This is a genomic window from Rhodococcus sp. P4_B6 (assembly GCF_056402215.1).
Window position 1 is genome coordinate 1 of record NZ_JBFUHV010000180.1, and the last position, 17305, is coordinate 17305.

At 70.3% G+C, this 17305-nt stretch carries 17 protein-coding genes; 1 reads left to right on the forward strand and 16 read right to left on the reverse strand.

All coding sequences use genetic code 11. The annotated features are described in order from the left end of the window. Positions 1-51: 51 nt before the first annotated feature. The 13 genes from tpiA to rpe form a co-directional block, all read right to left on the reverse strand. On the reverse strand, positions 52-837 hold the full coding sequence (gene tpiA / locus AC1DWT_RS42475) for a triose-phosphate isomerase (protein WP_206015427.1): 786 nt from the start codon (positions 835-837) through the stop codon (positions 52-54). A 3-nt stretch (positions 838-840) separates the two neighbouring features. Beyond that, entirely contained in the window at positions 841-2052 is a 1212-nt protein-coding gene (locus AC1DWT_RS42480; protein ID WP_072942111.1) for a phosphoglycerate kinase, read from the reverse strand. Between the two features lie 19 nt (positions 2053-2071). After that, positions 2072-3091 (reverse strand): type I glyceraldehyde-3-phosphate dehydrogenase, encoded by a 1020-nt coding sequence (gene gap / locus AC1DWT_RS42485; RefSeq protein WP_015890630.1) that lies wholly within the window; start codon positions 3089-3091, stop codon positions 2072-2074. Between the two features lie 227 nt (positions 3092-3318). Beyond that, the gene (gene whiA / locus AC1DWT_RS42490; protein WP_005262275.1) at positions 3319-4302 is read right to left on the reverse strand and encodes a DNA-binding protein WhiA; all 984 of its coding nucleotides are present in this window, start codon (positions 4300-4302) and stop codon (positions 3319-3321) included. Next, positions 4293-5318, reverse strand: coding sequence for a gluconeogenesis factor YvcK family protein (locus AC1DWT_RS42495; protein ID WP_072942113.1), 1026 nt, complete (start codon positions 5316-5318; stop codon positions 4293-4295). Before AC1DWT_RS42495 ends, whiA begins: the two co-directional genes overlap by 10 nt. Continuing rightward, the gene (gene rapZ, locus AC1DWT_RS42500; RefSeq protein ID WP_072942446.1) at positions 5315-6181 is read right to left on the reverse strand and encodes an RNase adapter RapZ; all 867 of its coding nucleotides are present in this window, start codon (positions 6179-6181) and stop codon (positions 5315-5317) included. Before rapZ ends, AC1DWT_RS42495 begins: the two co-directional genes overlap by 4 nt. A 44-nt stretch (positions 6182-6225) precedes the next feature. Continuing rightward, positions 6226-8409, reverse strand: coding sequence for an excinuclease ABC subunit UvrC (gene uvrC / locus AC1DWT_RS42505; RefSeq protein WP_072942114.1), 2184 nt, complete (start codon positions 8407-8409; stop codon positions 6226-6228). Between the two features lie 67 nt (positions 8410-8476). Further along, the gene (locus AC1DWT_RS42510; protein WP_072942116.1) at positions 8477-8929 is read right to left on the reverse strand and encodes a PH domain-containing protein; all 453 of its coding nucleotides are present in this window, start codon (positions 8927-8929) and stop codon (positions 8477-8479) included. Between the two features lie 13 nt (positions 8930-8942). Next, positions 8943-9434, reverse strand: a complete 492-nt coding sequence (ribH, locus tag AC1DWT_RS42515; RefSeq protein ID WP_072942117.1) for a 6,7-dimethyl-8-ribityllumazine synthase — start codon at positions 9432-9434, stop codon at positions 8943-8945. Continuing rightward, positions 9431-10684: a bifunctional 3,4-dihydroxy-2-butanone-4-phosphate synthase/GTP cyclohydrolase II gene (locus tag AC1DWT_RS42520; protein ID WP_072942447.1), complete on the reverse strand. Its 1254-nt coding sequence runs from the start codon at positions 10682-10684 to the stop codon at positions 9431-9433. Before AC1DWT_RS42520 ends, ribH begins: the two co-directional genes overlap by 4 nt. An 80-nt stretch (positions 10685-10764) precedes the next feature. Then, complete coding sequence (locus tag AC1DWT_RS42525; protein ID WP_072942119.1) at positions 10765-11373, reverse strand: riboflavin synthase; 609 nt, start codon at positions 11371-11373, stop codon at positions 10765-10767. Between the two features lie 11 nt (positions 11374-11384). Next, on the reverse strand, positions 11385-12437 hold the full coding sequence (gene ribD / locus AC1DWT_RS42530; RefSeq protein WP_477925331.1) for a bifunctional diaminohydroxyphosphoribosylaminopyrimidine deaminase/5-amino-6-(5-phosphoribosylamino)uracil reductase RibD: 1053 nt from the start codon (positions 12435-12437) through the stop codon (positions 11385-11387). A 28-nt stretch (positions 12438-12465) separates the two neighbouring features. Beyond that, on the reverse strand, positions 12466-13149 hold the full coding sequence (gene rpe / locus AC1DWT_RS42535) for a ribulose-phosphate 3-epimerase (protein WP_072942121.1): 684 nt from the start codon (positions 13147-13149) through the stop codon (positions 12466-12468). Between the two features lie 58 nt (positions 13150-13207). Here rpe and AC1DWT_RS42540 point away from each other — a divergent pair, with 58 nt between their 5' ends. Next, entirely contained in the window at positions 13208-13546 is a 339-nt protein-coding gene (locus tag AC1DWT_RS42540; RefSeq protein WP_095860621.1) for an MmcQ/YjbR family DNA-binding protein, read from the forward strand. Positions 13547-13591: 45 nt separating this feature from the next. Here AC1DWT_RS42540 and AC1DWT_RS42545 read toward each other — a convergent pair whose 3' ends face one another. From AC1DWT_RS42545 to fmt, 3 genes are all read right to left on the reverse strand, one after another. Further along, positions 13592-14449 (reverse strand): mycofactocin-coupled SDR family oxidoreductase, encoded by an 858-nt coding sequence (locus tag AC1DWT_RS42545; RefSeq protein WP_206015426.1) that lies wholly within the window; start codon positions 14447-14449, stop codon positions 13592-13594. Between the two features lie 130 nt (positions 14450-14579). Then, positions 14580-16007 carry an RsmB/NOP family class I SAM-dependent RNA methyltransferase gene (locus AC1DWT_RS42550; protein ID WP_206015425.1) on the reverse strand — a complete coding sequence of 476 codons (1428 nt, stop codon included), beginning with the start codon at positions 16005-16007 and terminating at the stop codon, positions 14580-14582. Next, positions 16004-16927, reverse strand: a complete 924-nt coding sequence (gene fmt / locus AC1DWT_RS42555; RefSeq protein ID WP_095861038.1) for a methionyl-tRNA formyltransferase — start codon at positions 16925-16927, stop codon at positions 16004-16006. Before fmt ends, AC1DWT_RS42550 begins: the two co-directional genes overlap by 4 nt. Positions 16928-17305: the final 378 nt, after the last annotated feature.

Here is a 17305-nt window from a genome sequence, read left to right on the forward strand (position 1 = left end):
CCTTTCCGGTACCCACCGCTACCGGAAAGGCGCACGAGCGCCKAAGGCGCCTTACGGCAGAGGTCCGCCCGCGGCGATCGCCGACAGGGTGGCGAACTCGTCGGCCTTCAGTGACGCGCCGCCCACGAGGGCGCCGTCCACATCCGTCTGACCGACGATCTCGCCGACGTTCTTCGCGTTGACGCTGCCGCCGTACAGAACACGGACACCGGACGCGACGTCCGGCGAGGCCAGCTCGCCGAGCGTGGCGCGGATCGCGGCGCAGACTTCCTGCGCGTCCGCGGCACTGGCCACCCGGCCGGTGCCGATGGCCCACACCGGCTCGTACGCGATGACGACCTTGGCGACGTCATCGGCGGACAGTCCGGCGAGGGAGCCCCGCAACTGCTCGACGTTGTAGGCCACGTGCTCGCCTGCCTCGCGGATATCGAGGCCCTCACCGATGCAGACGATCGGAGTGAGCCCGTTCTTCAGCGCGGCCTTGGTCTTGGCCAGCACGGTGTCGTTGTCCTCACCGTGCAGGGTCCGGCGCTCCGAGTGCCCGACGACGACGAACGTGCAGCCCAGCTTGGCCAGCATGGATCCGCTGATCTCGCCGGTGTACGCGCCCGAATCCTGGGCCGACACGTCCTGCGCACCGTAGGTGAGCAGGAGCTTGTCGCCCTCGACGAGGGTCTGCACGCTGCGGATGTCGGTGAACGGCGGGATCACCGTCACGTCGACCTTGTCGAAGTACTTCGCCGGGAGCGAGAAGGCGATCTTCTGTACCAGCGCGATGGCCTCGAGGTGGTTCAGATTCATCTTCCAGTTGCCGGCGATCAGCGGCTTCCGTGCCATGCCTCAGCCCTCCAGAACTGCGATGCCGGGGAGTTCCTTGCCCTCGAGGTACTCRAGGGAGGCGCCGCCACCGGTGGAGATGTGCGAGAACCCGTCCTCGGGCAGACCGAGCTGGCGCACCGCCGCGGCGGAGTCACCGCCACCGACGACGCTGTACGCGCCCTTGCCGGTGGCCTCGATGATCGCCTCGGCGACACCCTTGGTGCCCGCGGCGAACTTCTCGAACTCGAACACACCCATCGGGCCGTTCCAGAACACGGTCTTCGCGCTGGTCAGGATCGCCGCAAACCGGCGAACCGACTGCGGTCCGATGTCGAGTCCCATCCAGCCGTCCGGGATCTCGAGCACCGAGACGATCTTCGATTCGGCGTCGGCCGAGAACGAATCGGCGATGACCACGTCCTGCGGGATGTGGATTACGTCGGCGTACTGCTCGAGCAGCGCCTTGCACGTGTCGATCATCGATTCCTCGCACAGCGAGTTACCGACCGAGACGCCCTGCGCCGCGAGGAACGTGTAGTACATGCCGCCGCCGATGACGAGGGTGTCGACCTTGGGGGCCAGCGCCTCGATCACCGCGAGCTTGTCCGACACCTTGGATCCACCGAGCACGACCGCGTACGGCCGCTCGGGCTCCTCGGTGAGCTTGCCGAGCACCTCGATCTCGGCGTCGACGAGCTTGCCCGCGTAGTGCGGGAGCAGCTTCGCGACCTCGTACACCGACGCCTGCGCGCGGTGCACGACACCGAACCCGTCGGACACGAACGCACCGTCGTCGCCGACCAGTTCGACCAGAGCCTTGGCGAGCTTCGTCCGCTCGGCCTCGTCCTTGCTGGTCTCCCGCGGGTCGAAGCGGATGTTCTCCAGCAGGAGGACGTCGCCGTCGGTGAGTCCCTCCGCGCGTGCCAGCGCGTCCTGGCCGACGACGTCGCCGGCGAGCTGGACGTTGCGCCCCAGCACCTCGGCGAGTTTCACCGCCACCGGTGCGAGGGAGTACTGCGGGTCGGGTTCGCCCTTGGGGCGACCCAGATGGGCGGTGACGATGACCTTGGCGCCCGCCTCCGCCAACGCCTTCAGCGTCGGCGCGGAAGCGAGGATGCGCCCGGGATCTGTGATCCGGTCACCGTCGAGCGGAACGTTGAGGTCGGAGCGCACCAGCACGGCACGCCCTTCGACCCCAGCGTTCAGCAGATCGTCGAGAGTCTGAACTGCCACTGTTATACCGGACCTTCGCTCAGAGAGACTTGGCGACGAGACCGATGAGGTCGGCCAGACGGTTGGAGTAACCCCACTCGTTGTCGTACCAGGACACGATCTTGGCCTGATCCTCGATGACCTTGGTGAGGCCGGAGTCGAAAATCGAGCTGTGCGGGTCGGTGACGATGTCGGACGACACGATCGGGGCGTCCGTGTACTTCAGGATGCCCTTGAGCGGTCCCTCGGCGGCAGCCTTCATCGCGGCGTTGATGTCCTCGACGCTGGCCGACTTCCGCAGGTTCGCGGTGAGGTCGGTGACCGAACCCGTGGGGATCGGGACGCGCAGCGCGTAGCCGTCCAGCTTGCCGAGCAGCTGCGGGAGGACCAGGCCGATGGCCTTGGCGGCACCGGTTCCGGTGGGGACCACGTTCAGCGCGGCGGCGCGGGCGCGACGCAGGTCGCTGTGCGGGCCGTCCTGCAGGTTCTGGTCCTGGGTGTACGCGTGGACCGTCGTCATGAGGCCCTTGACGATACCGAACTCGTCGTCGAGCACCTTGGCGATGGGACCGAGGCAGTTCGTGGTGCAGGAGGCGTTGGAGATGATGTTCTGGCTGCCGTCGTACTTGTCGTCGTTGACGCCCATCACGATGGTGATGTCCTCGCCCTTGGCCGGGGCGGAGATGATGACCTTCTTGGCGCCGGCCTCGAGGTGGCCCTTCGCCTTGGCTGCGTCGGTGAAGATGCCGGTGGACTCGACGACGACGTCGACGCCCAGGTCGCCCCAGGGAAGCGCCGCGGGGCCTTCCTTGATGGCGAGCGCCTTGATCTTCTGGCTTCCGACGACGATGGTGTCTTCACCCTCGAGCGAGACGTCGTGCGGGAGACGACCAAGGATGGAGTCGTACTTCAGGAGATGCGCCAGCGAAGCGTTGTCCGTGAGGTCGTTGACCGCCACAATCTCGATGTCGGTGGTTCCGAGCGCCTTCTGCGCATCCACCGCCCTGAAGAAGTTACGTCCGATACGGCCGAAACCGTTTACGCCTACCCGGACAGTCACAATCTGCTCCTTTGCGCATGATTCTGGTTGTGCAGCTCTGCTCCCGCGCCGCTACGACACCACCGACGGGTGGCCGGCGCGGGTTTCATCGGTCGATGTGGTTCTTACCCTAGTGCGCGAGCCACGCGCGCGCGCAGTCACCTCGGGGCGCCCTCCGCCGGGCCGCCCCGACCGGAACGAACGGGACGCTCGTTCGATCTGACGCGACGAGCGTCCCGTTCGTCCGGTCAGGCGTCGTCGAGAAGGTCTGCGGTGACGGCCGACTCGGTGTCCGGGATGCCGGTCTCCTTCGCCTTGCGGTCCGCCATCGACAGCAGTCGCCGGATGCGGCCTGCCACGGCGTCCTTCGTCATCGGCGGGTCGGCGAGCTGGCCGAGTTCCTCGAGGGACGCCTGCCGGTGCTCCACCCGCAGGTGCCCCGCGGCCGCCAGGTGGTCGGGGACCTCGTCACCGAGGATGTCGAGGGCCCGCTCGACGCGTGCCGCGGCCGCGACCGCGGCACGCGCGGAGCGGCGCAGGTTGGCGTCGTCGAAGTTGGCGAGCCGGTTGGCGGTGGCACGGACCTCCCGGCGCATGCGCCGTTCCTCCCACACGAGGCGGGTGTCCTGGGCTCCCATCCGGGTGAGCAGCGCGCCGATGGCCTCGCCGTCGCGGATCACGACGCGGTCGGTGCCGCGGACCTCGCGGGCCTTCGCGGAGATGCCCAGCCTGCGCGCCGCCCCGACGAGGGCGAGCGCCGCTTCCGGGCCGGGGCAGGAAACCTCGAGCGCGGACGAGCGTCCCGGCTCGGTCAGTGAACCGTGCGCCAGGAACGCACCGCGCCACGCGGCTTCCGCGTCGGCGACGCTACCGCCGACGACCTGCGCGGGAAGCCCGCGCACGGGGCGTCCCCGCAGGTCCAGCAGCCCGGTCTGGCGGGCGAGGGCCTCCCCCTCCTTCGCGACCCGCACGATGTACCGGGACGACTTGCGCAGCCCGCCCGCGCTGAGGACGTGGACGTCGGCGCTGTAGGTGAACAGGTCGAAGATCTCGCGCCGCAACCGGCGGGCCGTGGACCCCAGATCCACTTCCGCCTCGACCACGACCCGGCCGCCGACGATGTGCAATCCCCCGGCGAACCGCAGCAGCGACGAGACCTCGGCCTTCCGGCAACTCACGTGAGTGACGACGAGACGACTGAGTTCGTCTTTGACCTCTGCTGTCATTGCCACGAAGCGCTCTCCCTTTCCTCTGGTGTCTCGGCCGCTTCGCTCCCCCGAGACCCCGCATCGGGGTCGCTCCAGAGCTGTTCGAGAACGGACGCAAGTTTTCCTGCATGGTGCGTGTGGGTGCCGTGCTCGGACACGTCGGCGTAGACGACGCGTGCCCGGAACTGTCCGGCGGCGCGGGCGAGGTGCTCGCGCTCGCGCCCCGGTGGAACCGAACCCGAATCGACGACGACGAAGTCGACGGTGAGTTCGGGTGCGTGTTGGGACAGTACGTGCAGATGACGCTCGGTGGAGAATCCCGCGGTCTCGCCGGGTTCCGGAGCCAGGTTGAGTACCAGCACCTTCCGCGCGGGGGTGGCGATCAGCGTGTCGAGGAGTTCGGGCACGAGAACGTGCGGGATGACACTGGAGAACCACGACCCGGGGCCGAGGACGACCATGTCGGCGACGTCGATCGCCCGGACCGCGTCCGGGCAGGCGGGCGGATTCGCCGGCAGCAACCGCACGCGGCGCACCTTGCCGGGGGTGGTCGCGACCGCGACCTGACCGCGGATGCAGCGGCTGACCCGGGGGTCCGCCTCGAGGCCCTGCACGTCGGCCTCGATGTCCAGGGCGATCGGCGACATCGGCAGCACCCGCCCGTCGATCCGCAGCAGCCGGGCGAGTTCGTCGAGCGCGGCGACGGGGTCGCCGAGCACCTCGGTGAGACCGGCGAGGATGAGATTGCCCACCGAGTGTCCGGCGAGGGCGCCGATTCCGCCGAATCGGTGCTGGATGGTGTCGGTCCAGTCCTGCACCTCGGGGTCGTCCGCGGCGAGCGCGGCGAGCGCCATCCGCAGATCCCCGGGCGGGATGACGCCGAGTTCGGCCCGCAGCCGTCCCGAGGATCCGCCGTCGTCCGCGACGGTGACGACGGCGGTCACGTCACGGCTGAGCCTGCGGGCGGCGCTGAGGGTGGCGAACAGCCCGTGGCCCCCGCCGAGCGCGACGATCGCGGGCGCCTGGCGCACCGGCCTCATTCGCGCCCCAGATCACGATGGACGACACGCACGTTCAGCCCGGAGTCCTTTCCGAGCCGGCCCGCCAGGGCCTCCGACATCGCGACGCTGCGATGTTTCCCCCCGGTGCATCCCACCGCGATGGTCATGTAGCGCTTCCCCTCCCGACGATATCCGGCGATCGTCAGATCCAGCAGGTGGTGGTACGTGGCGAGATAGTCGTCCGCACCGTCCTGCGACAACACGTAGTCCCGCACGTCCGCGTTCTGCCCGGTGTGCGGACGCAACTCGGGGATCCAGTGCGGGTTGGGCAGGAACCGGACGTCGCAGACGAGATCGGCGTCCATCGGAAGACCGTACTTGAAACCGAACGACTGGACTGTTACCTGCATGGTGCGGTTCTCGGCGTCGCCGAACGCGTCCTCGATCTTCTGCCGCAACTGGTGCGCGGCGAGGGACGACGTGTCGATCACCAGATCCGCGGCGGCCTTCACCTTCGCGAGCTGGTCGCGCTCGGCGGCGATGCCCTCCGACAGGGTGCCCTCGGCGCCCCCGCCGGACAGCGGGTGACTGCGGCGGACCTGTTCGAATCGGCGGACCAGGACCTCGTCCGACGCGTCGAGGTACAGCACCCGCGTGTGCACGGGCTTGCTCTCCAGTTCGGTGAGGACCCAGCCGAGGTCGCCGGTGAACAACCGGCTGCGCACGTCGATGACGACGGCGAGCCGCTCGAGCCGCGAATCGGATTCCAGGCTCAGATCCACCATCCGGGAGATCAGTTCCGGGGGAAGGTTGTCCGCGACGTACCACCCGAGGTCCTCGAGGACCTTCGCCGCCGTCTGCAGACCCGCCCCGGAGAGCCCGGTGACGAGAAGGAAGTCCATCGGCCGAACCGTGGGCGGACGGTCGCTCTGCGCGTGCTGCTCGTTCACTCGACACCTGTCCGTTGCGATGCGCTCTGTGCTGCCGGGCCGTGCTGTCCTACCGGTTCGCGGGGTAGGTCCGCGCCGTTGCGTTCTGCCGTGCCCGGCCCGTTCCGATCTGCTTCATCATCCCCCACTCCCACGACGTCCGCAGACGGTTCCTCCGCCCCGAGAGCGGTGAGTACCGCCTTCGCCGTGGCCGTTCCGATGCCGGGCACGGCGGTGATCTCCTCGACGGAGGCCTGTTTGAGTTTGGCGACGGAGCCGAAGTGCGTCACCAGGGCCTTGCGGCGGGTGTCGCCGAGACCGCGGACCGAGTCGAGTGCGGAGGCCGTCATCCGGCGGGACCGTTTGCTGCGGTGGAACGTGATCGCGAAGCGGTGCGCCTCGTCCCGCACCCGCTGCAGCAGGTACAGCGACTCGCTGGTGCGCGGGAGGATCACCGGGTCCTCCTCCCCCGGCACCCACACCTCCTCGAGCCGCTTGGCCAGCCCGATCACGGCGACGTCGGTGATGCCCAGTTCGTCGAGCACCGCCGAGGCCGCGGCCACCTGCGGGGCGCCGCCGTCGACGACGAACAGGTTCGGTGGGTACGCGAACCGCCGCGGCCTGCCGGTCTGCGGGTCGATCGCCGCCTCGGGGGCGAGGTCGCCGCCGTCGCCGCCGGACACCTGGTCGGCGTCCGTCCCGGCCGCTTCCGCGCGCAGCACCCCGACGTCACGGTTGTGCCGGAGGAACCGGCGCCGGGTCACCTCGGCGATGCTGGCGACGTCGTCCGAGCGGCCGTCGCCGGCGGCCTCCTTGATGGCGTAGTGCCGGTAGTCGGACTTGCGCGGCAGCCCGTCCTCGAAGACGACGAGGGAGGCCACCACGTCGGTGCCCTGCACGTGGCTGATGTCGACGCACTCGATGCGCAGCGGCGCCGAATCCAGGTCGAGGGCCTCCTGGATGCCCTGCAGGGCCGCCGACCGCGACGTGAAGTCTCCGGCGCGGCGCAGCTTGTGCTGTTGCAGCGCCTCCATCGCGTTGCGCTGCACGGTCTCGGCGAGCGCCTTCTTGTCGCCGCGCTGGGGCACCCGGAGACGGACGGCGGAACCGCGGAGACCGCTGAGCCATTCCTGCACCTGCTCGGCGTCCGGCGGCAGCACCGGCACCAGCACCTCCCGCGGCACCCCGCCGCTGCCCGCCTCCTGGTCGGCCGCGCCCGACAGCGCCGCCTGCTCGCCGTAGAACTGGGTGAGGAACTGCTCGACGAGCAACGGCAGGTCCGAGCCCGCCTCGGAATCGACGCTGGCCCAGTCGATGACGTCGCCGGCCTTCTCGACCACCCAGCCGCGCTGCCCGCGGACGCGGCCGCCCCGGACGTGGAACACCTGGACCGCGGCCTCGAGTTCGTCGGTCGCGAATGCGGCGACGTCGGCGTCGGTGCCGTCGCCGAGCACGACGGCCTGCTTCTCGAGCGCCCGCCGCAACGCGCCCACGTCGTCGCGCAGTCGCGCCGCCGTCTCGAAGTCGAGTTCCTCGGACGCCTGCTGCATCCGGGCCTCGAGCTGCCGGACCAGCTTGTCGGTGCGCCCCGACAGGAAGTCGCAGAAGTCCTCGACGATCTTGCGGTGTTCGGCCGCGGACACGCGTCCGACGCACGGCGCGGAGCACTTGTCGATGTAGCCGAGCAGGCAGGGCCGGCCGATCTGGTTGTGCCGCTTGAACACCCCTGCCGAGCAGGTGCGGGCGGGGAACACCCGCAGCAGCAGGTCGAGGGTTTCGCGGATGGCCCACGCGTGCGAGTAGGGGCCGAAGTAGCGGACACCCTTGCGCCGCGGGCCGCGGTAGACGAACAGCCGCGGGTACTCCTCGTTCAGGGTGACCGCGAGAACCGGGTACGTCTTGTCGTCGCGGTAGCGGACGTTGAACCGGGGATCGAATTCCTTGATCCAGTTGTATTCGAGCTGAAGCGCCTCGACCTCGGTGCTCACCACGGTCCACTCGACGCTGCCGGCCGTGGTCACCATCTGGCGGGTGCGCGGGTGCAGCGTCGAGACGTCGGCGAAATAGGAATTCAGCCGTGATCGAAGACTCTTCGCCTTCCCGACATAGATGACCCGGCCGTGCGGATCGCGGAACTTGTACACCCCAGGGTCGACCGGAATCGTTCCGGTCGCGGGGCGATATGTCGAAGGATCGGGCACCCCTCCACGTTAGTCGGCGCCACCGACCAACCCCGCATCCGCGGCGTCGCGGAGGGGTGGCCGCCGGTCAGGACGGCGCGTACTCCGACGCGAGCGCGCGGAACCGGTCGACGGCGTCCACGGCGTACTCGCGATCGTTCGACTGGATGGCCATCACGGCCAGGTACTCGTCGTCGGGCAGCTCGATCCGGGCCCACGCCGCGCCGTCCGGGAAGGACAGCCCCTCGTACAGGTCCCAGTCGACGATCCGCTCACCGAGCACGTTGCGCACGCCGATGCCGCGGGGCCCGATGCGCACCCGCGGGCGGGTCAGCAGCAGGACGGCGGCCGCGAAGAGGCAGCCGATGCCCGCGAACGCCAACTGGTCGGCGAGCCGGAAGTACACGCCCGTCGAATCGCCGCGCAACAGGATCGCGAACGTCACGTGCACGACCACGAGCAGGACCGCCACCCCGATCGCGTAGCGGCGGGACTTGCGTGGCTTCGCGACGAGAGTCCACTCGGATTCGGGGGTGGTCACGGGTGGATCCGGATCATGCGAAGGACTCCTCGGCCCGGCGCAGCCGCGCCAACGTGACGGCGGTGTCGAGTGCGGCCGCGCATGCCTGCCCGCCCTTGTCCTCGACGGCTCCGGGCAGGCCGCTGCGGTCGACGGCCTGCTGCTCGGTGTCCGTGGTGAGCACACCGTTCCCGACCGGGGTGCTTTCGTCCAGCGAGACCCGGGTCAGACCGGCCGTGACGGCGTCGCAGACGTATTCGAAGTGCGGGGTCCCGCCGCGGATCACGACACCGAGCGCGACGACGGCGTCGTGGCTGCGGGCGAGCGCCTGCGCGACCACGGGCAGTTCGATGGCGCCCGCGACGCGGACCAGCGTCACGTTCTTCACGTTCGCCTCGGCGGCCACCCGCTGCGCGCCGGCGATCAGCGCCTCCGAGATCTCGGCGTGCCAGCTGCCTGCGACGATGGCGAGCCGGAGGTCGCCGGCCTCCCCGAGTTGCAGCTCCGGCAGTCCCTCGCCGCTCACAGCATCTCCCCCGCTTCGAAGTCGTCGAGCCCGATCAGGTCGTGGCCCATGCGGTCGCGCTTGGTGCGCAGGTACGTCAGGTTCTCGGCGTTCGCCCGCAGCGGCATGGACACCCGCTCGGTGATCTGCAGCCCGTAGCCGTCGAGTCCGACGCGCTTGGCCGGGTTGTTGGTGAGCAGCCGCATCGAGGAGATGCCCAGGTCGACCAGGATCTGAGCGCCGATGCCGTAGTCGCGGGCGTCGGCGGGCAGGCCGAGCTCGAGGTTGGCGTCGACGGTGTCCGAGCCGGCGTCCTGCAGCTGGTAGGCCTGCAGCTTGTGCATCAGGCCGATGCCGCGGCCCTCGTGCCCGCGCATGTACAGGACCACCCCGCGGCCCTCCTGCGCGACCATGTCCAGGGCGGCGTCGAGCTGGGGACCGCAGTCGCAGCGCAGCGAACCGAACACGTCGCCGGTGAGGCACTCGGAGTGCACGCGCACCAGCACGTCGCTGCCGTCGCCGTCCGGGCCGGGCAGGTCGCCGCGGACCAGGGCCACGTGCTCGACGTCGTCGTAGATGCTCCGGTACCCGACTGCGGTGAACTCGCCGTGCCGGGTGGGGATGCGCGCGGACGCGACCCGCTCCACGTGCTTCTCGTGCTTGCGGCGCCACGCGATCAGGTCGGCGATGGAGATCAGCGCGAGGTTGTGGTCGTCGGCGAAGACCCGCAGCTCGTCGGTCTGGGCCATGTGGCCCTCGTCCTTCTGGCTGACGATCTCGCAGATCACGCCTGCGGGACGCAGGTCGGCCATCCGGGCGAGGTCGACGGCGGCCTCGGTGTGACCGGGACGGCGCAGCACGCCGCCCTCCTTGGCCCGCAGCGGCACGACGTGGCCGGGGCGGGTGAAGTCCTGGGCGCCGCTGGCCGGGTCGGCCAGCAACCGCATGGTGGCGGCGCGGTCGGACGCGGAGATGCCGGTGCCGATGCCCTCGCGGGCGTCGACGGTGACGGTGTACGCGGTGCCGTGCTTGTCCTGGTTGGTGGCGTACATGGGGGGCAGGCCGAGGCGGTCGCAGTCGGCGCCGTCGAGCGGCACACAAAGGTAGCCGGAGGTGTATCGAACCATGAAGGCAACCAACTCGGGGGTGGCTTTCTCCGCGGCGAAGATGAGGTCTCCCTCGTTCTCGCGGTCTTCGTCGTCGACGACGACGACAGCCTTGCCTGCGGCGATATCCGCAACGGCGCGCTCGATAGTGTCGAACCTGGTCACGTGCTCGGTCTCCAAAGTCTTGACTGACGCATCTTCGAATACAACGGATGCATCCGTGGGATGCTCCTCAACAGTACGACTCAGCGGCCGGCCGCTTGCAGCCGCTCCACATACTTCGCGATCACGTCGACCTCGAGGTTGACGGGCGTCCCGACGGACGCCGCCCCGAGCGTGGTCAGTTGCAGCGTGGTCGGGATGAGCGAGATCTCGAAGTATTCGGCGCCGCGTTCCCCGCCGAGCGCCGACACCGTCAGCGACACACCGTCGACCGTGATCGAACCCTTCTCCACGACGTACCGGGAGATGGCGTCCGGAAGGGCGATGCGCACGACCTCCCAGTTCTCGGACGGGCTGCGGCTGATGATGTGCCCGGTGCCGTCGACGTGGCCCTGGACGAGGTGGCCGCCGAGGCGGCTGTTCAGCGCGGCGGCCCGCTCCAGGTTGACGCGGCTGCCCACGTCGATCTTCTCCAGACTCGACCGGTTCAGCGTCTCCTGCATGACGTCCGCGGTGAAGGAGCCGTCGGCGAGCACCTCGACGACGGTCAGGCACACACCGTTCACCGCGATCGAATCGCCATGCGACGCATCGGAAGTCACGACCGGACCACGCACGGTGAACCGTGCGGCATCGGCCAGTTCCTCCTTGGCGACGATCTCACCCAACTCTTCGACGATCCCGGTGAACACTGTGGCTTCTCCTACGTTCGGTGACTGTCAGGGTTTTCGGACACTGCTGGAACCAGACTCAACAACAGATCGGGGCCGATTGTTTCGACCGACTCGTGCCGGAACCGCAGGGCGCCGTCGATCGTCTGCACACCCRCCTCCGACACCGCGGACGCACCCGCACCGAGGACCAGCGGGGCGAGGTACGCCTGGATGCGGTCGACCCGGCCCGCGGCGAGGAACGCGCCCGCCAGCCGGGGCCCGCCCTCGAGCAGCACGTCGGTGTAGTCGGCGAGCGCGGCGAGGACCTCGTCCACGTCCCGGGTGCGCAGCACCAGCGTGGGCGCCGAGTCGTCGAGGACGCGGGCGCCGGGCGGGATGTCGCCGAGTCCGACGACGACGCGCACCGGCTGGTGCGCCGCGAGCGACCCGTCGGGCGTCCGGGCCGTCAGGCGCGGGTCGTCGGCCAGCACCGTCCCCGTCCCGACCACGATCGCATCGAGTTTCGCGCGGTCGGCGTGCACGCGTTCGCGCGCCTCGGGGCCGGTGATCCACTGACTGGTGCCGTCGGCGGCCGCGCTGCGCCCGTCCAGGGTGGCCGCGTACTTCCAGGTCACGTGCGGTCGTCCGGTGCGCTGCCGGTGCAGCCAGGCCCGGAGCGGGCCGCGTTCGACGTCCTGCGCGCGCAGACCGGACGTCACTTCGACGCCCGCGGAGACGAGGGTCTCGGCGCCGCCCGCGGCCTCCGGGTTCGGGTCGCCCACCGCGTAGTGCACGGCGACCACACCGGCGTCGAGGAGCGCCCGCGAGCACGGCCCGGTGCGGCCGTGGTGGTTGCACGGTTCCAACGTGACGACGGCGGTGCCGCCGCGGGCGGCGTCCCCCGCCTCCCGCAGCGCGACGACCTCCGCGTGGGGGCCGCCCGGCGGCTGCGTCATCCCGACGCCGGCGATGCGCCCGGCGGCGTCGAGGACCACCGCGCCGACCGCCGGGTTCGGGCTGGTGAATCCGCGCGCCGACTCCGCGGCGCCGATCGCGATCTGCATCGCGGCGTCGAGGTCCGCAGCCGAATTCTCGTGCCGCACGTGGGGGTTCACGATGTGCCGGGTGCCGCTACCGCGACAGGCTCAGGTGCGGCGACGCCTTCGCGGCGCTGGCCCGCAGCGCGCGCACGGCCTCCGCGGGATCGCTCGTGCCGTAGACGGCGGAGCCGGCGACGAAGCAGTCGACGCCGGCTTCGGCGGCGGCCTCGACGGTGTCGGCGTTGATGCCGCCGTCGATCTCCACGACCAGCCGCAGCTCACCCGAGTCGACGAGGCGGCGGACGGCCTTCGCCTTCGACAGGACCTCCGGGATGAACGACTGACCACCGAAGCCGGGTTCGACGCTCATGACGAGGAGTGTGTCGAAGTCCTTCAGGATTTCCAGGTACGGCTCGATCGGCGTGCCGGGCTTGACGCTGAGGCCGGCCTTGGCGCCTGCGGCGCGGATGTCCCGGGCGACGGACCGGGGGTCGTCGGTCGCCTCGGCGTGGAACGTGACGTTGTGCGCGCCGGCCTCCGCGTAGGGCGGCGCCCAGCGGCCGGGGTCGTCGATCATGAGGTGGCAGTCGAGCGGGATGTCCGTCGCCGCGAGGAGACTCGTCACGACGGGGAGGCCGAGGGTCAGGTTGGGCACGAAATGCGCGTCCATCACGTCGACGTGCAGCCAGTCGGCACCGGCGACCGCGTCCGCCTCCTCGGCGAGACGCGCGAAATCGGCAGACAGAATGGACGGTGCGATCATCGGGGTTGCCACGCGCCGAAGTTTAGTCGTACGCGTGTGGGGGCCGGGTCACGCGGTCCATACTGGGCGCATGCCGACCTGGACGGACGTCGTGGCGATCGGTGCGTCTCTGCCGGAGGTGCAGGAGAGCACCTCGTACAACACCCCGGCACTGAAGGTGGCGGGCAAGTTGCTCGCCCGGTTGCGGGCCGAGTCGGACGGCGGCCTGGTGGTGATGTGCGACCTCGACGAGAAGGCGGCCCTGCTCGCCGAGGGCGCGCCGTTCTACACCACCGCGCACTACGACGGCCACGGTTCGATCCTCGTGGACCTCGAGAACATCGACGTCCCGCAGCTGACCGAGTTGCTGCGGGACGCCTGGCGGATCAAGGCCCCGGCGAAGCTGCGCAGGCAGTTCGACCAGATCTGACGGGTCGGCGCCCGCACACCGGCCCGGACCCTCATCGGATCGGCGTCAGACGCCGAGCTTGAGGCCCGCCCCCGCATCGACCCGGAGTTGCTGACCGGTGACGAACCGGGACTCGTCGGACGACAGGAACACCACCGCGTGCGAGATGTCCTCGGGTTCGACCCACGGGGTGGGCATCGCCTGCATGAACGGGAACGTGACCTTCGCGTCCTCGGCGGTCGGGTTTTCGAGGTCGGGGCGGAACGTGCGGAACATCGGGGGGCTCTGCAGCATGTCCGTGTTGCAGTTGGTGGGGTGGATCGCATTGACGCGGATGGACTTCGGGCCCAGGGTGAGCGCGAGCGAGTTGGTGTACGTCCACAGCATCTTCTTGGCGAGGCCGTAGCCGTCGCCGCCCGGCCCCTGCAGGGCCTGCTGGCCGTTCAGGCCGGTCTGCGGGACCAGCCCGGCCACCGACCCCGTCGCGATGATCGACGCGCCGGCGTCCAGGTGCGGGAGGGCCGAGTGAATCGTGTTGATCACACCGACGAAGTCGACGTCGAACGCATCGACGAAACCCTCGACGGGCACGTCGTTCCCGAGGGGCGCGATTCCCGCGTTGGCGACCACGACGTCGAGCCGTCCCAGCGTCGCGACCGCGGCGTCGAGTTCGCGGCGCAGCGCCGCCCGGTCGCGCACGTCCACCTTGGCGGTGACGACGCGGCGCCCCGCCTTTTCGACGAGCCGTCCCGTCTCCGCGAGGTCGGCCTCGGTGGCCAGCGGGTACTCGTTGGATGCGATGTCCTCGCAGAGGTCGAAGGCGATGATGTCGGCGCCCTCGTCGGCGAGATGCACCGCATGACTACGACCCTGGCCCCGCGCCGCTCCGGTGATCAGAACGACCTTCCCCGCTACCCGATTCATCTGAAGTCCTCCACTCGCTTCGTGACGTACGTCTCTGTCGCGAGAAGAATTAGAACACGTTTCACAGTAAAAAGTGAAACAGGTTCTACCGAGTGTCGGGCGGAGGACCGGGCAGCGGGAAGGCGACCGCCTAGGGCTTGCGCAACGCGGCCATGAACATCGCGTCGGTCCCCTGCCGGTGCGGCCAGAGCTGGACGCTCGGACCGTCCCCCAGACCCGGCACCCCGGGAACGAGCTCACGCGTGTCGAGCGCCGTGAGCCCGTGGCGCCGCACCGCGTCCGCGACCACGGCCACCGTCTCGGACAGGTGCGGCGAACATGTCGCGTACAGGATCACGCCACCCGGGCGAACCAGCTCGGCGGCCGACGCGAGGAGTTCCCGCTGCAGTTTCGCGAGCCCCGCCACGTCCGACGGCTGCCGGCGCCACCGCGCCTCCGGACGTCGGCGCAGCGCACCCAGTCCGGTGCACGGCGCGTCGACCAGGATGCGGTCGAACCCGCCCTCCAGCCCGGGATCGCGGCCGTCGGCGACGTGCACGTCGACCGGAAGTTCCTTCGTCGTCTTGCGGATCAGGTCCGCACGGTGCGCCACGGGCTCCACGGCGTCGAGACGCCCGCCCTCGATCCCGGCGAGCGCGCCGAGCAGGGCGGCCTTGCCGCCGGGGCCCGCGCACAGGTCGAGCCACCGGCCGGTGTCCGGGCCGTCCAGCGGCGCCAGCGACAGTGCCCGGGCGACGAGCTGGCTGCCCTCGTCCTGCACTCCGGCGAGTCCCTCGCGGACCGCGTCGAGCAGACCCGGGTCGCCGCCGTCCAGGTAGACGGCATACGGCGAGTACCGGCCCACCTCGCCGCCGGTGGCGAGCGCGAGTTCCTCCGACGAGATCTCCCCCGGGCGGGCGACGAGATGCACCGCGGGCCGCGCGTCGTCGGCGACGAGCACGTCCTCGAGTTCCCCGGCGTCGGCGCCGAGCGCGTCCGCGAACACCTGCGCGATCCACGTGGGGTGCGCGTGCTCGAACGCCAGCCGGCCCACCGGGTCGGCCGGGGCGAGACGCTCCACCCACTCCGCCTCCGACCGCTCCGACACCCGGCGCAGCACGGCGTTGACGAACCCCGCCTTCCCCGGACCGGCCTCCGCACGGACCAGGTCGACGGAGGTGGCGACGGCGGCGTGCGGGGCGACGCGGGTGCGCAGCAGCTGGTAGGCGCCCAATTGGAGAACGTCGAGGAGCGGTCCGTCGATCTCGGCGATCGGCCTGCCCGCGCAGTCAGCGATCACGGCGTCGAGGAGCCCTCGGGCACGGGCGGCGCCGTAGGCCAGTTCCGTGGCGAGGGCGGCGTCGCGTCCGTCCAGGCGCCGCTCACGCAACAGCCCGGGCAGGACGAGGTTGGCGTAGGCGTCGCGTTCCCGGACGGCGCGCAGCACGTCCCTCGCGGCGAGCCGTGGCTGGTCGAGTCCGGACTGGGACGCGTCGGGGCGGCGCGCCTGACGGGGGCGGTTGATGCGGCCCCCCGAGCCGGACTGGCCGCGACGTGCGGGCCTTCTGGATTCGCTCACTGTGCCCGTACCTCCGCGTCGAGTCGTGCGCCTCGCGCCCAGTCCAGGGCGGCCATCTGTTTCTTGCCCTGCGGCTGGACGCGGTCGAGCCGCACCGCCACCGTGGACGTCCCGATCAGAAATCCGGACTTGGTCACGGAGATCTCCCCCGGCTCCAGTCGCTCGTCCGTCACGGTGACCGGGCCGACCTTGACGCGCAGATCACCGATCGTCGTCCAGGCGCCGGGCGCGGGGGTCACCGACCGGACGTGCCGGTCCACCACCGCAGCCGTTCTGTCCCACCGGATCCGAGCCGCCTCGACCGTCACCTTGGCGGCGTGCGAGACCCCCTCGGCCGGTTGCGGGACCGCGGTGATCGCGCCGTCCTCGATCCCGTCGAGGACCGACTCCAGGAGCACGGCGCCGCTGTCAGCGAGGCGTCCGAGGAGGTCGCCCGCGGTGTCGGTGTCGCGGATCCGCTCGGTGACCACCCCGTAGACCGGGCCGGTGTCCATCCCCGCCTCCAACCGGAACGCGCTCGCACCCGTCATGTCGTCGCCCGCGCCGATCGCGGCCTGCACGGGGGCGGCCCCGCGCCACGCCGGCAACAGCGAGAAGTGCAGGTTCACCCAGCCGTGGGCCGGGATGTCGAGCACCTTCTGCGGCAGCAGCGCCCCGTAGGCGACGACGGGCGCGCAGTCGGGTGCGAGGTCCGTGAGGCGCGCCAGGAACTCCGGTTCCGTGGGCCGCTCCGGGGTGAGCACCTCGATGCCGTGGAAGTCGGCGAGCGCGCCGATCGGTGAGCGGACCACCTTACGTCCACGTCCGGCGACCGCGTCGGGACGCGTGATCACCGCCACGACGTCGTGGCGCGGCGAACGGATCAGTCGCTCGAGTGAGGGAACGGCGGGCTCGGGGGTTCCGGCGAAGACTATGCGCACGCCGGCGACCCACACGACGGATGGTGGACCGCTGCGCGGGCCGAAACGGTACTCACGAAGAAAGCTCCCCTTGGATCGACGATGTGCCGACCAGTCTAGGGAGTCGCACACGGGCCATGACACTCGGCGAAGCGATTCCGCGGAACCGCCCACAGCGACGGCGGACGGGTATTGACTGTTCTGAGGCCGGCGCGAACGGTCGGGCCGGTGTCCCGTTTTCGAACCTCTGGAGGTAACGATGGCAGGAATCGAGAGCAAGTTCGACAAGGCGTACGAGACGAAACCGATCGAAGAACTGGCAGGCGCCCCCGTCGCCGCCCTGCAGGGCGTGAGCGATTCCGACGCCGAACACCTGGCGGCCGCCTTCAACATCAAGAC

Coding starts and splice junctions, on each gene's coding strand:
- AC1DWT_RS42495 (WP_072942113.1), bottom strand. CDS start 5,318: ATGAGGCCGGTGCGCCAGGCGCCCGCGATCGTCGCGCTCGGCGGGGGC.
- AC1DWT_RS42540 (WP_095860621.1), top strand. CDS start 13,208: ATGCCGACCTGGACGGACGTCGTGGCGATCGGTGCGTCTCTGCCGGAG.
- rapZ (WP_072942446.1), bottom strand. CDS start 6,181: ATGGACTTCCTTCTCGTCACCGGGCTCTCCGGGGCGGGTCTGCAGACG.
- tpiA (WP_206015427.1), bottom strand. CDS start 837: ATGGCACGGAAGCCGCTGATCGCCGGCAACTGGAAGATGAATCTGAAC.
- AC1DWT_RS42545 (WP_206015426.1), bottom strand. CDS start 14,449: ATGAATCGGGTAGCGGGGAAGGTCGTTCTGATCACCGGAGCGGCGCGG.